Source organism: Sphingobium sp. LMC3-1-1.1, assembly GCF_040676285.1.
GTDB lineage: Bacteria > Pseudomonadota > Alphaproteobacteria > Sphingomonadales > Sphingomonadaceae > Sphingobium.
Window position 1 is genome coordinate 157,683 of the sequence record NZ_JBEGHQ010000067.1, and the last position, 14,237, is coordinate 171,919.

At 66.7% G+C, this 14,237-nt stretch carries 14 protein-coding genes; 8 read left to right on the forward strand and 6 right to left on the reverse strand.

Going from position 1 to position 14,237, the window contains the following annotated elements:
- Window positions 1-58: 58 nt before the first annotated feature.
- The 7 genes from MRBLMC3_RS20700 (at window position 59) to MRBLMC3_RS20730 (ending at window position 8,524) form a co-directional block, all read left to right on the forward strand.
- Window positions 59-2,929, forward strand: a complete 2,871-nt coding sequence (locus tag MRBLMC3_RS20700; protein ID WP_363831981.1) for a M16 family metallopeptidase — start codon at window positions 59-61, stop codon at window positions 2,927-2,929.
- A 23-nt stretch (window positions 2,930-2,952) separates the two neighbouring features.
- Window positions 2,953-3,255 carry a hypothetical protein gene (locus MRBLMC3_RS20705; RefSeq protein ID WP_133653240.1) on the forward strand — a complete coding sequence of 101 codons (303 nt, stop codon included), beginning with the start codon at window positions 2,953-2,955 and terminating at the stop codon, window positions 3,253-3,255.
- 148 nt (window positions 3,256-3,403) lie between these two features.
- Window positions 3,404-3,853 carry a MarR family winged helix-turn-helix transcriptional regulator gene (locus MRBLMC3_RS20710; protein ID WP_363831984.1) on the forward strand — a complete coding sequence of 150 codons (450 nt, stop codon included), beginning with the start codon at window positions 3,404-3,406 and terminating at the stop codon, window positions 3,851-3,853.
- A gap of 43 nt (window positions 3,854-3,896) precedes the next feature.
- Window positions 3,897-5,972: an FUSC family protein gene (locus tag MRBLMC3_RS20715; protein WP_363831986.1), complete on the forward strand. Its 2,076-nt coding sequence runs from the start codon at window positions 3,897-3,899 to the stop codon at window positions 5,970-5,972.
- Window positions 5,969-6,184, forward strand: a complete 216-nt coding sequence (locus MRBLMC3_RS20720; RefSeq protein ID WP_363831988.1) for a DUF1656 domain-containing protein — start codon at window positions 5,969-5,971, stop codon at window positions 6,182-6,184. The genes MRBLMC3_RS20715 and MRBLMC3_RS20720 overlap by 4 nt, the downstream gene beginning before the upstream one ends.
- Window positions 6,181-7,083, forward strand: coding sequence for an efflux RND transporter periplasmic adaptor subunit (locus MRBLMC3_RS20725; protein WP_363831991.1), 903 nt, complete (start codon window positions 6,181-6,183; stop codon window positions 7,081-7,083). The genes MRBLMC3_RS20720 and MRBLMC3_RS20725 overlap by 4 nt, the downstream gene beginning before the upstream one ends.
- Before the next feature lie 52 nt (window positions 7,084-7,135).
- The gene (locus tag MRBLMC3_RS20730; protein ID WP_363831994.1) at window positions 7,136-8,524 is read left to right on the forward strand and encodes an efflux transporter outer membrane subunit; all 1,389 of its coding nucleotides are present in this window, start codon (window positions 7,136-7,138) and stop codon (window positions 8,522-8,524) included.
- A gap of 82 nt (window positions 8,525-8,606) precedes the next feature.
- Here the strand turns inward: MRBLMC3_RS20730 and pal are convergent, their stop codons facing one another.
- The 6 genes from pal to ybgC all read right to left on the reverse strand — a co-directional run bounded on the left by pal (window position 8,607) and on the right by ybgC (window position 13,168).
- A complete protein-coding gene (pal, locus tag MRBLMC3_RS20735; protein ID WP_363831996.1) occupies window positions 8,607-9,119 on the reverse strand; it encodes a peptidoglycan-associated lipoprotein Pal in 513 nt (170 codons plus the stop codon).
- Window positions 9,120-9,206: 87 nt separating this feature from the next.
- Complete coding sequence (gene tolB / locus MRBLMC3_RS20740) at window positions 9,207-10,556, reverse strand: Tol-Pal system beta propeller repeat protein TolB (protein WP_414714674.1); 1,350 nt, start codon at window positions 10,554-10,556, stop codon at window positions 9,207-9,209.
- The gene (locus MRBLMC3_RS20745) at window positions 10,553-11,464 is read right to left on the reverse strand and encodes a TonB C-terminal domain-containing protein (RefSeq protein WP_363832106.1); all 912 of its coding nucleotides are present in this window, start codon (window positions 11,462-11,464) and stop codon (window positions 10,553-10,555) included. The genes tolB and MRBLMC3_RS20745 overlap by 4 nt, the downstream gene beginning before the upstream one ends.
- Window positions 11,465-11,482: 18 nt before the next feature.
- The gene (gene tolR / locus MRBLMC3_RS20750; protein ID WP_363831999.1) at window positions 11,483-11,950 is read right to left on the reverse strand and encodes a protein TolR; all 468 of its coding nucleotides are present in this window, start codon (window positions 11,948-11,950) and stop codon (window positions 11,483-11,485) included.
- Between the two features lie 31 nt (window positions 11,951-11,981).
- On the reverse strand, window positions 11,982-12,701 hold the full coding sequence (gene tolQ / locus MRBLMC3_RS20755; RefSeq protein ID WP_363832001.1) for a protein TolQ: 720 nt from the start codon (window positions 12,699-12,701) through the stop codon (window positions 11,982-11,984).
- The gene (ybgC, locus tag MRBLMC3_RS20760) at window positions 12,698-13,168 is read right to left on the reverse strand and encodes a tol-pal system-associated acyl-CoA thioesterase (RefSeq protein WP_133653248.1); all 471 of its coding nucleotides are present in this window, start codon (window positions 13,166-13,168) and stop codon (window positions 12,698-12,700) included. The genes tolQ and ybgC overlap by 4 nt, the downstream gene beginning before the upstream one ends.
- 182 nt (window positions 13,169-13,350) lie before the next feature.
- On the opposite strand from ybgC, the gene MRBLMC3_RS20765 reads away from it, so the two are divergent.
- On the forward strand, window positions 13,351-14,229 hold the full coding sequence (locus tag MRBLMC3_RS20765) for a 3-hydroxybutyryl-CoA dehydrogenase (protein ID WP_363832004.1): 879 nt from the start codon (window positions 13,351-13,353) through the stop codon (window positions 14,227-14,229).
- The last annotated feature ends 8 nt before the right edge of the window (window positions 14,230-14,237 follow it).

Consider the following 14,237-nt stretch of genomic DNA (forward strand, 5'->3'; position numbering starts at 1 on the left):
CGCGGCTAAAGCGCCCCGCTATGCTGCCGGCCAATCCACTGACCATCATGAGGCGCTCATGACCTTCTCCCCCTTTTCCCGCCGGATAATGTTGATGATCGGCCTGTCCTCGCTCGCGCTTGTTCCCACGATGCCGGCGGCGGCCGCTCCGGTGGCGCCGTCGGCCAGCGCGCCCGCGCCGCTCTCCAGCCTGGTGGCGGCGGTGAACATTCCCTATGAGCAGTTCACGTTGAAGAACGGGCTCCGCGTCATCGTCCACACCGACCGCAAGGCGCCCGTGGTCGGCGTATCGATCTGGTATCATGTGGGATCGCGCTTTGAACCGGCAGGCAAGACGGGCTTCGCCCATCTGTTCGAACATCTGATGTTCTATGGCTCGGAAAATGCCGACGGACCCTTTTTCGGGCGGCTGGAGGATATCGGCGCGACCGACTGGAACGGCACGACCTGGTTCGACCGCACCAATTATTTCGAGACGGTGCCGACCGGGGCGCTCGACCGGGCGCTGTTCCTCGAATCCGACCGCATGGGCCATTTGCTCGGCGCCGTGACGCAGGCCAAGCTCGATACCCAGCGGGGCGTCGTGCAGAATGAAAAGCGGATGGGCGAGAATGAGCCCTATGGGCTGGTCGAATATGCGCAGCTCGCAGCCATGCTGCCGGAAGGGCACCCCTATCGCCATTCGACCATCGGTTCGATGGCGGACCTGAACGCCGCCAGCCTGGGCGACGTGCAGACATGGTTCAAGACCCATTATGGCCCGAACAACGCCGTGCTGGTGCTGGCGGGCGACATCGACGTGCCCACGGCCAGGGCGAAGGTCGAAAAATGGTTCGGCAACATCCCCGCCGGCCCCGCGCCCAAGGATGTAGATGCGACCGTGCCCACGCTCGACAAGGATGTCGAGAAGGTGATGCACGACAATGTCGCCGCCACCCGGCTCTACCGCAACTGGATCGTGCCTGGGGTGAATTCGGACGACCTGGTCCCGCTGAACCTTGCAATGGCGGTGTTCGGCGGCCTCAATTCCTCCCGCCTCGACAATATACTGGTGCGTGACGAGAAGGTCGCGGTGGGCGTGAAGGCGAACATCCAGCCCTTCGAGAAGCTCTCCATCGCGGAGATCACCGTGGACGTGAAGCCGGGACAGGACCCGGTGGCGGTCGGCAAGCGGCTCGACCAGCTTCTGGCCGACTATCTTGCCAAGGGTCCGACGGCGGACGAGGTGCAGCGCGCCGCGACGCAGCAGCTTTCGGGCACCATCGGCGGGCTGGAAAAGGTCGGCGGCTTCAGCGGCAAGGCGGTGACCCTGGCCGAAGGCGCCGTCTATTCGAACGATCCGGGCAAATATAAGAAGGATCTGGCCGCCTATGCCGCGGCGACGCCCCAGTCGGTCAGCGACGCCGCGCGCAAATGGCTGGGAAGGCCGGTCTTCCGGCTGACCGTGGCGCCGGGCGAGCGGTCGGCGGAGGACAACGCGCTGGCCGGCAACGCCACCCATCATCCGGCCTATTTCCGCGATCCCAAGAAGCCCGCGCCGGTCGCGGCGACCCCGCCCCCGCCGACCAGGATCGCGGAGCCGGGGATCGAGCCGGTCAAGGACCTGGAGTTTCCGGCGGTCGAACATGCGACCTTGAAGAACGGCATCCCGGTGGTGTTCGCGCGCCGGGCGACGGTGCCGGTGGTGCGGGTGTCCGTGTCCTTCGACGCGGGCAATGCCGCCGACGACAAGGCGAAACTGGGCACGGCGGGCCTCACCACGGCGCTGTTGGACGAGGGCACGACAACGCGCAGTTCGATCCAGATCGCCGAGGAGCAGGAACGGCTGGGCGCGTCGATCAGCGCCGGCAACGGCATGGACGCGACCAATGTCGGCCTCTATGCGCTGAAGCCGAATCTGGACGCCTCGCTCGGCCTGCTGGCGGACGTGATCCGCAACCCGGCCTTCGCGCCGGCGGAGGTCGAACGCCTGCGCGGCCAGGTGCTGACCCGGATCGCGGCGGAAAAGACCGAACCCATGCCGATCGCGCAGCGCCTGCTGCCGCCCTTGCTCTATGGACAGGCGCACCCCTATGGCATTCCCTTCACCGGCTCCGGCACGGAAAGCGGGGTGAAGGCGGCGACGCGGCCCGATCTGGTCGCCTTCCATGACAAATGGCTTCGGCCGGACAATGCGACGATCTTCGTGACGGGCGACACGACGCTGGCCGACGTGATGCCGCTGCTGGAAAAGCGTTTCGGCGACTGGAAGGCACCCAGGGTTGCAAAGGGGACGAAGCTGTTCCGCATGGACCGCATGATGCGGCCTTCGCGGATCATCCTGGTCGACAAGCCGCAAAGCCCCCAGTCGATGATCCTTGCCGGGCAGCTGACCAACAAGGCGGGCACCGACAATCCGGTGACGTTGCTGACCGCCAATGAAGTGCTGGGCGGCAGCTCGACATCCCGCCTGATCATGGACCTGCGCGAGACCAAGGGCTGGGCCTATTATGCGGGCAGCGCACTGCCGGGCGTCAAGGAGACGATCCCGCTGCTGGTCTATGCCCCGGTGCAGACCGACAAGACCGGCGAGTCCATCGTCGCCGCGCGGAAGGACATCGGCGATTTCCTGACCGCCAAGGGAACGACCGAGGCGGAACGCAACCAGACGATCAACAGCCAGATCCTGTCCTTGCCGGGCAGTTTCGAAACCTCGTCCGATCTGCTGGGGGCGATGATGCGGAACCGGATGATCGGGCGGCCGGATGATTATTATGAGACGCTTCCGGGCGTCTACCGCGCCATGACGGCGGCGGACATGGACAAGGCAGCACGGGAGGCGATCAATCCCGACCGGCTGATCTGGGTCGTGGTGGGCGACGCGAAACTAGTGAAGCCACAGCTTGACGCGGTCGGACTTCCGGTCGAAATGGGCACATTGGCAGATTGACGATTACGTAAAGGAGAAGTGCTATGGCAGCAGTGGACGGCGCCTATGATTGCGTGGCGAAGACGCCGATGGGCGACCAGAACGGCGTGCTGACCGTCATCAGCTCGGGCGACGGCTTTCACGGTACCTTCGCCGGCATGATGGGCTCGCTCGACGTGGCAGAAGGCAAGGTCGAGGGCAACAAGCTGAGCTGGAAGATGAACATGACGCTGCCCATGCCGATGACGCTGGAATGCGAGGCGGAAGTGAGCGGCGACAGCATCACCGGCACCATGCAGCTTGGCGCCTTCGGCACGGCGGGTTTTTCGGGCACGCGTCGGGCCTGAAGGATCGGCAGGCTGAGGTTGGAAGGCTGGGAAAGGGGCTGGGCGCGCGACTTCCCAGCCCCATTTTCTTGGCCCGAAAATACTCCCGATTGCGCCGGGGCGGAACGGAAACCCTTGACGCAAGAGATTAGTTAGCTATCTAAATAAAATGTCCCGATCGGAGTTGAAGCGCGCGCTGGCGCATAAAATGCCGCAGGTGGCCCGGCAATGGCGGCAATTGGCCGATCTGGCGCTGGCCGAATTCGGCGTTTCCAACAGCGCGGCCTGGTGCCTCATCTATCTCGACCGGCTCGGCGCCGATGCGCGGCAGGCCGATCTCGCCGAGGAACTGGGGATCACCCAGCCTTCGCTGGTGCGGACCCTGGACCAGTTGCAGGCGGCGGGACTTGTCGGGCGCGTGCCGAATCCCGATGATCGCCGTTCCAACCGAATCGCCTTCACGCCGGAAGGCCGGGAACTGATCGGCCGGATAGAGGCGCGGCTGGAGGATTTGCGGCGCGAATTGCTGGAGGGTGTGCCGGACGCCGCCATCGAGATCATCGTCAACCTGCTGAACCTGCTGGAGCGGCGCATGGCCGAGCGGCGGGGTCAGTCGTAACGGGGACGACCCGCCATGAATGGTCCGACATGCGAGCGCTGACATGAACGCCTTTGGCGAGCGCGTCGGCTGGCCCGCGGCTCTGTTTTCCCTCAAATGCTTCGCGGCGGCGATGCTGGCGCTCTACGTCGCGCTCAGCATCGGGCTGGAACGTCCCTATTGGGCATTCCTGACCAGCTATATCGTCGCGCAACCGCTGGCCGGCGCGGTGATTTCCAAGGCGGTGTTCCGCATCATCGGCACGCTGACCGGGGCGATCTTCTCCGTTGCCGTCGTGCCGCCTCTGGTCAATGCGCCGGAATTGCTGTCGCTCGCCATGGCGCTGTGGCTGGCCTTGTGCGTTTTCGTCTCGCTGCTCGACCGCACGCCGCGATCCTATATGTTCGTGCTGGCGGGCTATAGCGCCTGCCTCATCGTCTTTCCCGACGTCGACACGCCGCAGACCATCTTCACCGTGGCGACGCTGCGGGTGCAGGAAATCACCATCGGCATCCTGTGCGGCAGCCTGGTTCATGGCGTCGTCTTCCCCGGCTCCATAACCGATCTGCTGCTCGCGCGCGCGGCGGCCATGCTGCGCGATGCGGAACGTTGGTCGCATGACGCCATCGCGCTGGAGCCGGTGGAGGGGCTGGCGCAGGAACGCCGCCGCCTGGCGCAGGACATCACCGAACTGCACCAGATGTCGGTGCATCTGCCCTTCGACATAAGCCGCCTCGCGCCGCGTGTGCGAACGGTGCGCGCCATGCAGGACCAACTCTCGCTGCTGCTGCCGCTGGGCGCGGCGGTGGAGGATCGCCTGGCCATGTTGAAGGCGGCCAGCGGCGGCGTCGTGCCGCGGCAGGTCGAAACATTGATAGCGGATGTCCGGGCCTGGATCGTCAACCCCGGCGAAGATCTCGCCGTCCGCAATGCAGCGGCGGATGCGCTGATCGCCCAATGTTCCGCGCTGGAACCGGCGGCGCGGGCGGAGATGGGCTGGGCGGACATGATGCGCCTCAGCCTTTTTGCCCGCCTCGCCGCACTGATTGCCGCGCATCGCGACTGCCGCGACCTCTATGACCAGATGGTGACCCACAGGCGGGAGGCGGTCAGCGCCCGTGTCGGCGAATTGCTGGAGGGGCGGCGCAACCGGGAACTGCACAGGGACTATGGCGGCGCGGCGCGCGGCGCATTCGCGGCCTTCGTCACCGTGGCTCTGGGCTGCGCGCTCTGGATCGGCAGCGGATGGAAGGACGGCGGTAGCGCGGTCATGCTGGCGGGCGTGTTCCTTTCGCTCTTCGCGGGGTCGGACAATCCGCTGGCGCCGCTAAAGGGTTTCATGATCGGCACCATCGCCGCTTCGCTGCTGGGCGCGGTCTATGGCTATGCCATCATGCCGCGCCTTGACGGCTTTGCCATGCTGGCCGCCGCCTATGCGCCGATGCTGCTGCTTCTGGGCACCATGATGGCCTCGCCGCGCTGGATGGGCATCGCCTTGCCGACGCTGCTGGGACTGGGCAGTCCGGTGCTGTTGTCCGATCGGTATGTCGGCGCCTTCGCGAGCTACGCCAATGGCACCGTGGCCCAGCTGGTCGGCATTTGGTACGCGATCATCATGGCCGGGCTGCTGCAGTCGGCGGGGGTGGAGCGGGCGATCCGGCGCACGGTGCGCGCAGGCTGGAACGACATCGCCAATCGCGCCACGCTGATGACGCCGCCTGACCTGCGCGGCTGGATCAACCGGATGCTGGATCGCATCGCGCTGCTGGCGCCCCGGCTGGCCGCCGTCCGGTCCGACAGCGGGCAGCCGCTCTACGACGCGCTGCGCGACCTGCGGACCGGCGTCGCCATCGGCGAATTGCGGCAGTTGCGGCTCGACCTGCCCGTCGATGAAGCCGCGCCGCTCGCCGATGTGCTGACGGGCGTCAGCGCCCATTATCGCGGGCTGGACCCGGATGCACCGGAACCGGCCCGTCCGGCGCTGCTGACCGATATCGACGGCGCGATCAGTCATCTGTCCGATAATCCCGACGCCGCGATCCGGCGGGAGGGTATCCTTGCGCTGGTCAGCCTGCGCCGCAATCTTTTCCCCGACAGTCAGGGCTATCGGAAACCCTCGCCGATCGGACAGCCGGCATGACCGGAGAAATCGCCCTGGGGGGCGTCTATGTGCCGACCCTTTTATTGCTGGCGCTGGCGGCGCTGATCCTGAGCTGGGGCGTAACCCGGTTGATCGGCGCCTTCGGCCTCTATCGTTTCCTCGCTTATCGCGCGGCGGTCGACCTCAGCATCTTCGTGCTGATGCTGGGGGCGCTCGCCATCCTCGTTCCCGCCCTTGGAATCCGTCTATGAACCGCTTTGTCGCCACGCTGACCCGCAGCGCCGCCACCATCGTCCTCGTCATCGCAGCCGTGCTCGTCGCGCTGTGGATGTGGAATCATTATGAGCGCAGCCCCTGGACGCGCGACGGGCGGGTGCGGGCCGACGTCGTGCGGGTGACGCCCGACATTGGCGGACTCGTCACCTCCGTCGCGGTGCATGACAATCAGGCGGTGAAGGCGGGCGACCTGCTGTTCGTGATCGACCGGCCCCGCTACGCGCTGGCGGTGGAGCAGGCCGAAGCGCAGATCGCCAGCGCCAGGGCGACGCTCGGCCAGGCCCGGCGGGAGGCGGCCCGCGACGTGGCGCTGGGCGATCTGGTGGCGAAGGAAGCGCATGAGCAGAATGTCGCCCGCGTCGCGACGGCGGAGGCGGCGCTGGCCGAAGCGATGAGCGCGCGGGATGCCGCCGCCCTCAACCTCCGGCGGACACGGGTGGTCGCGTCGGTCAATGGGGTGGTCACGAACCTCGACCTTCATCCGGGTGATTTCGTGGCGGCGGGGCAGCAGGCCATGGCGCTGGTCGACCGCGACAGCCTGCGCGTGGAGGGCTATTTCGAGGAAACCAAGCTGCCGCTGGTCTGCATCGGTGCGCCCGTGACGGTGCGCCTGATGGGGGAGGCGCAGGATCTGCACGGCCGGGTCGACAGCATCGCCTATGGCATCAATGACAGCAGCCGATCGGATTCGGGCAATCTGCTGCCGACGGTCGAGCCGACCTTCTCCTGGGTGCGGCTGGCCCAGCGCATCCCGGTGCGAGTGAAGCTGACGCAGGTGCCCCCGGAGGTAAAGCTCATCGCCGGGCGTACAGCCACCGTGACGATCGAACCGGCGCGCAAGGATGCGAAGGCCGGGGGGTGCCGTCATGCGTGAGATGCGGGCCAGTGGCGCCTTTTCTTCCTCCGGCCGAAGGCGCGGAGCAAGGATGGGGGTGCCTGTCCTCGCCCTTGCACTGGTCGCCTGCGCCACGGCGGGTCCGGACTATCGTCCATCCGAAAATTCGGCGGCAACCGCTCCCGCCGCGCAGGGCGCCTTCCTGTCGGCGCAGGATGCCCGCTTCAGCAACGCCGATCTGCCCGATCATTGGTGGCGGCTCTATGCCGACCCCCGGCTGGACGCGCTGGTGGAACAGGCCCTTGTCGCCAATCGCGACCTGCGCGTCGCCGACGCCAACCTGACCGCTGCGGAGGCCGTCCTGCGCGAGGCGGAGGCCGCACGCACCATCGGCACGACGGTCAGCGGGGGCGCGACGCTTTCGCGGCCTTCGGGCACGGCAGAAAGCCTGCCGGGCGTGGTCGGCTATGATCTGGGCCTTGCCGCCTCCTATCCGCTCGACCTCAACGGCCGGATCAGGCGCGCGATAGAGGCGAGCGCCGCCGATCTGGAAACGGTCGCGGCGGCGCGCGACTATGTACGGGTCAGCGTGGCGGCGGCAACGGCGCGCGCTTATGCGCAGGTGTGCGCCGCCAATTATTCGCTGGCCGTCAACCGGCGCGTCGTGGCGCTGCAGCGGGAAACGCTGGGCGCCACGCAGCGGCTGTTCAGGGGAGGGCGGGGCACGGCCTTCGACGTCAGCCGTGCGCAGGCGGCGGTCGACGCAAGCGAGGCCAGCCTGCCCGCCTTCGACGCGCAGCGGCAGGGTGGATTGTATCTGCTGGCAACCTTGCTGGGCCGGCCGCCGGCCGATTATCCGAAGGATGTGGAAAGCTGCGCGACCCTGCCGGCGCTGGGTGCGGCCCTGCTGGTGGGCGATGGCGCTGCGCTGATCCGGCGACGGCCGGACATCCGGCAGGCGGAACGCAGCATCGCCGCCGACACGGCCCGCGTCGGAGTGGCGACCGCCGATCTCTACCCGCAGATCAGCATTGGTGGATCGCTGGGCCTGTCTGGACCGCTCAAAAGTGCAGGTTCAGGGGCCAGCTTCGGCATGAGCCTGGGACCGCTGTTAAGCTGGAGCTTTCCCAACCGTCCCGTCGTCAGGGCGCGGATCGCGCAGGCAGATGCGCAGGTCCAGGCCGATCTGGCGCGCTTCGACGGAACGGTGCTGGAGGCATTGCGCCAGACGGAAACGGCGCTGGAAAACTATCGTCGCCATGCCGATCAGGCGGCGGCTCTCGACCGCGCGCGGGATAGCGCGGGGGTTTCGGCCGCGCAGGCAAGCAAGCTGTTCCGCTTCGGGCGGGGCGATTTCCTGTCCCTGCTGGACGCGCAGCGCTCGCTCGCCAATGCGGAGGCTTCGGCGGCGGCGGCGCGGGTGCAGTTGGTGCAGGACCAGATTGCCGTCTTCCTGGCGCTCGGCGGCGGCTGGTCCTGAAAGGAAACCCCCGGAACAGCGATCTGATCAGATCGCCATTCCGGGGGCCATGAAGCTGGTGCGACCCGAAAGCTTCACATGATCAATATTGGACCGTGACGGTTACCGCGCGACGGTTCTGCGCCCAGGCGGCCTCGTCCGAACCCAGCGCGGCGGGGCGTTCCTTGCCATAGCTCACGGTGGTGATGCGGCCGGCGTCGATGCCCAGCGAAGCGAGATAATTCTTCGCCGCATTGGCGCGGCGTTCGCCCAGCGCGATATTATAGTCACGGGTGCCGCGCTCGTCGCAATGCCCCTCGATGGTCACGCGGACATTGGGGTTCTGTTGCAGCCAGGCGGCCTGACTTTGCAGGATCTGCTGGTCCTGCGGGTCGACATCATATTGGTCGGTGCCGAACAGGATGCGATCGGATGCGACCGATGCGACGAAATCCTCCTGGCTGCCCTTGACCGGGCCAGTCGGGGCGGCAGGAGCGCCGGTTTGCGCCGAACTGTCGCCGCCGGGCGCGGGGGGCAATTCCTGCGGCGGCTTCTTGGAGCAGGCGGCAAGGGCCACGATGGCGGTCGCCATCAGCAAAGGACGGGAAATTTTCATCGGATGCTCCTCAACAGGGTCTGAAGGTCGTTACGCAGTCGGGACGATTCGGTTCCGTCATGATGCGAATCAGCATATGTCGGCGTCCTAGGGCAGCAAGGGCCCCCAGGCCGGGTCCGACCCGCTAAGCGGCGTGGGTATGCGCCGTTCGTTCACGCCGGTCAGGTCGACCTGCCACACCTGGCTGCTGCCTTCCCGGCCGGGCGTGGTGCGGAAGAATTGCAGCACGCGGCCATTGGGCGACCAGCTCGGCTGCTCGTCCTGCCATCCGTTGGTCAGGATGCGCTCATTGTCACCCGTCGGCGTCATGACCGCGATCTTGAAGTCGCCGGAAATCTTGGTGAAGGCGATCAGGTCGCCACGCGGGCTCCATTCCGGCGTCGCATAGCGGCCACCGCCATGGCTGATCCGGTGCTGGCCCGAACCGTCGGCGTTCATCACATAGATCTGCTGGCTGCCGGAACGGTCGCTTTCGAACACGATCTGGCGGCCGTCGGGGGAATAGCTGCCGCCCACATCGATGCCCGGTGCCGTGGTCAGGCGCATCGGCGCGCCGCCACTGGCGGAAATGCGATAGATGTCGGTGTTACCCGCGATCGCCATGGAGAAAAGGATGTTGCGGCCATCCGGCGACCAGCGCGGCGCGAAGGTGGGATTGTTGCTTTCCGTCACCAGCCGCTGCCGCCCCGTGCCGATGTCATAGATATAGATGCGCACGCGGTTGTTGAGGTAGCTCACATAAACGATCGACTTGTAGTCGGGCGAAAAGCGCGGCGTCAGCGCGATCGACTGGCCATTGGTGATGAAGCGGTGGTTCGCGCCGTCCGAATCCATGATGGCGAGGCGCTTGGTGCGGTTCCCCTTGGGGCCGCTCTCCGCGATATAGGCGATGCGGCTGTCGAAGAAGGGGCTCTCGCCCGAAAGGCGCGCATAGATGGCGTCGGCGCATTTATGCGCGGCCCGCCGCCAGTCCCGCGGCGCCACGACATAGCCCTGCCGGGTCAGTTCCTGCTTCAGCGCCACGTCGTAGAGATAGCAGCCGACGGTGATGTCCGCCTCGCCTCCCGTCGTGCGCACGAAACCCTGCACCAGCGCCTGATAGGCGCGCCATTTGTCATAGACGGGATTGGTCACTTCGGGAAAGGCGATCGCCGGAATGCCGGCAGGGCCGGAGGGATCGAACAGGCCCGACCCCTTGAGGTCGGCCGCGATCACCTCGGCGATCTTGCGGCCCAGCTCGGTCGAACCGCCTGCGGGCGTGGAAACCTCCGCCTGCGCCGGCAGGGCAGGGACCACGATCTTGAGGTTGGAGGAGGATTCGTCCGTCACATCGACGCTGAGCTGCGCCGAAGCGGCGGGCGCGAGCGCCAGCAGCAGCGCCCCCAGCATGGCCCCGAACGTGGCGCGGGCCTTTCCTGTCCTGAAGGATGGGGTCATTGCGATAGCCTCTTGTCGAAGGAGATGCGGAGGGATTTCCAGCCATCATACAAAGCGGGCGGCAGCTTGAAAGGCGCGGCGAGGCGGATCGCCTTGACCGCCAGTTCCTGATGCAACGTCACCTGGGTGCGGTTGCTGGCGGTGATGCCGGTGGTGTTGACGACCTGCGGCTGCCCCAGGAGCGAACCGTCGCGGGAAAGCTGCACGTCGACGAAGGTGCGAAGCTGCTCGATGTCCGCGCCGCTGGGGGATTTCCAATAGGGCTTGAGCTGGCGACGGATTTCCGCGTCCAGCGCGGCCTTCTGCGCCGGCCCCATGGCGGCCGCCGGTGGCGGCGCGGGCTTGCGCGGGGCGTCGTCCTCGGTGTCGATGCCCTTCAGGAAGTCCTTGCCCAGCAGCGATCCCTTGGGCTTGTCCGCCTTGCCCTGGCCGGAGGCGCGCGCGGGCGCATCGGACTTGGGCTTGGCCGCGGGCTTCTGCGATGCCTTGGCCGGTGCGGGCTTTTCCGCCGCCGGCTTGGGCTTCGGCTTGGCGGCCGGCACATCCTTCTTCGGGGGTGCGGGCGCGGGTTTGGGCGGTGCAGGCTTGGCCGCCTGCTTGGGTGGAGCCGGACGGGGAGCCGGCGGCGCCGGGCTTGGTTCGGGTCGTGGCGCCGGTTCGGGTTCCGGCGCGGGCGCGGCGTCCTCGGTCGGGCCCTGTTCCGGCGCGACGCTGGCGGGCGGGGGCGCGGTCGACACCTGCGGTGCCGTCGATTTCAGCGCGACCTCATCCACCAGGCTGACGTCCATCGGCGGCGAATTGAGCTTCAGGGGGTTAGGGGTGGCCAGAAAGCCGGACGAAAGCAGGCCGAACAGCAGGACATGTCCCGCCGTTGCCACGCCAAGGCCGATTTTCTCCGCACGATCCATCGCCAAGACCTATGGCCCCTATTCTGAACCGCTGCTGACAGCGGACCTGTCCTCGGTGCCGGTGCTGACCAGCGCGACCTTGTTGAGTCCCGCGCGGTTCAGCTCGCCCATGACGAGCATCACCCGGCCATAGTCCAGCCCCTTGTCGGCGCGCAGAAAGATCTGCGGCGGTTCAGCCTTGCCGGCATTGGCGGACATGATCTCGGTCAGGCGGCCGGGCAGTTCGGCGTCGCTGATCTGCGCGTCGTCGATGAAGACGCCGCCGTCGCGGTCGATCGAGACCACGGTGGGCTTCTGATCCTGGTCCAGCCCCTTGGCGCGGGTTTCGGGCAGGTTCACCGGCACGCCCGTCACCAGCAAGGGCGCTGTGACCATGAAGATGATCAGCAGCACCAGCATGACGTCGACCAGCGGCGTCACGTTGATGTCCGCCATCGGCGCGCGACCACGCCCACTACGGCTGGAAGGAGGCCCGGACATCGCCATTACATCACCCCCTGCGTCATGCCGGCCTTCGTCACCGCTGCGTCTCCAGCTCGCGGCTCAGCGTCGAATAGAAGCCGTCGGCAAAGCGGGTCAGCCCCGATTCCATGCGGTTGATGCCATGGCTGAAGCGGTTGTAGGCGATCACCGCCGGGATCGCCGCGAACAGGCCGATGGCGGTGGCGAACAGCGCCTCGGCAATGCCGGGCGCAACGACCGCCAGGCTGCTGTTCTGTTCCGCCGCGATGCTGGTGAAGGCCCGCATGATCCCCCACACCGTGCCGAACAGCCCGACAAAGGGGGCGACCGAACCGATCGTGGCGAGAATGTTGAGCCGGTCCGACAGCCGGTCCATTTCCGCAGCGATCGTGCTCGACATGGCGGTGGACAGCCGATCGCGCGTCCCCTCGCGATCGATCACCTTCTGCGCGGTCGACCGGCGCCATTCGGTGACGCCGGCGGCCATCACCTTGGCGGCCGGGAACTCCGCCTTGCCGCGGCCTTCATAGAAGCGGTCGATATCCTCCGCCTTCCAGAAATCCTGTTCGAAGGCGCGGCTTTGCCGGCTGGCCTTGCGCAGGGTGAAGCTGAAGCCGATGATCATCGCCCAGGTCCAGATGCTGGCCAGCAGCAGGCCCAGCATCACCACCTTCACGACGATGTCGGCCTGAAGGAACAGGGCCAGCGGCGAAATGGTGGCGGCTTGCGCGGCATTGCCGACCGCAAGGCCAACGTCGGGCATCGAAAGGCTCATGGGTTGATGTCTTCCCCTCTCATCAAACGGCTGAAAATGTCGGTCCAGGGCTTTGGTTGCCGGCGCGGGCGGCCCTGGGGTGTCAGGAAGGCGACGGAAACATCGCCCTGGGTCAATATTTCCTCATCGCGCATGACCGTCTGATGAATGGAACATGAAGCCGCGCCGACTTTCGTGACGCGGCTCACGACCATCAGCTCATCGTCCAGCCGGGCGGGGCGGCGATAGTGGAGCTGAAGGTCGGTGACGGCATAGACGCCCTCTCCACCCTCCAGATTGGCGCGCTGGTCGATCCCGGCAATGCGCAGCATGTCCGATCGGGCCCGTTCCATATAGCGCAGATAATTGGCATGATAGACAAGGCCGGACAGATCGGTGTCCTCGAAATAGACGCGCAGCGGAAAGTGATGCACGGCGGCGATGAACCTTCCGGTCGCCGGCGCGGGCAGCAGGTCTGAAACGGACATGCCGGGGCTTTTAACCATCAAGCAGGCGCTGCGCAAAGCGGGAAATCGCAGAAAGATCGGCGCTCCGCCTCCCGCAGGGGGCTTTCCGTCCGCTTTGACGTTGCGCGGAAGCACTGGCAGCCCGCCTGTCATGGCGCTACGGGGGCGGGCGAAGAGGATTCAGTGCAGGAGGGTTTTCGACCATGACGGATATTCGGACCGTGGGGGTGATCGGCGCGGGCCAGATGGGCGCGGGCATCGCGCAGGTGGCGGCGCAGGCAGGCTATGAGGTCATCCTGTCCGACATCGACCTGCCCCGCGCGCAGAAGGGCCGCGACAGCATCATCCGCCAGCTTGGCCGTGCGGTCGAAAAGGGCAAGCTGGCGCAGGCCGATGCCGACGCCGCCATCGCCCGGATCACGCCGGCGGGCGAAATCACGCCACTGGCCGCCTGTCAGCTGGTGATCGAAGCCGCGACCGAGCGGGAGGAGATCAAGCGCGCCATCTTCGGCAATGTCGGCGCGCTGCTGGCGCCCGACGCGATCCTGGCGTCCAACACCTCCTCCATCCCGATCACCCGGCTGGCGCAGGCGGCGCCCGACGCAAGCCGGTTCGTCGGCGTGCATTTCTTCAACCCGGTGCCGGTGATGGCGCTGGTCGAGGTCATTCGCGGCCTTGCCACCAGCGCGGAAACGGTGACCGCGGTCGAGACCTTCGCCGCCAGCCTGGGCAAGCAGGTGGTCCATGCCTTCGACGCGCCCGGCTTCGTGGTGAACCGCATCCTGTTGCCGATGCTCAACGAAGCGATGTTCGCGCTAGGTGAGGGCGTCGGCAGCGTGACCGACATCGACAAGGGCGTGATGCTGGGCCTCAACCATCCCATGGGGCCGCTGACGCTGGCGGATTTTGTCGGTCTCGATACCTGCCTGGAAATCTGCAAGGTGCTGCAGGACACGACCGGCGACCCCAAATATCGCCCTGCGCCGTTGCTGGTGAAATATGTCGAGGCCGGCTGGCTGGGCCGGAAGACCGGCAAGGGCTTCTACGACTATTCCGGTGCGGAGCCGGTGCCGACGCGGTGATGTGGGGG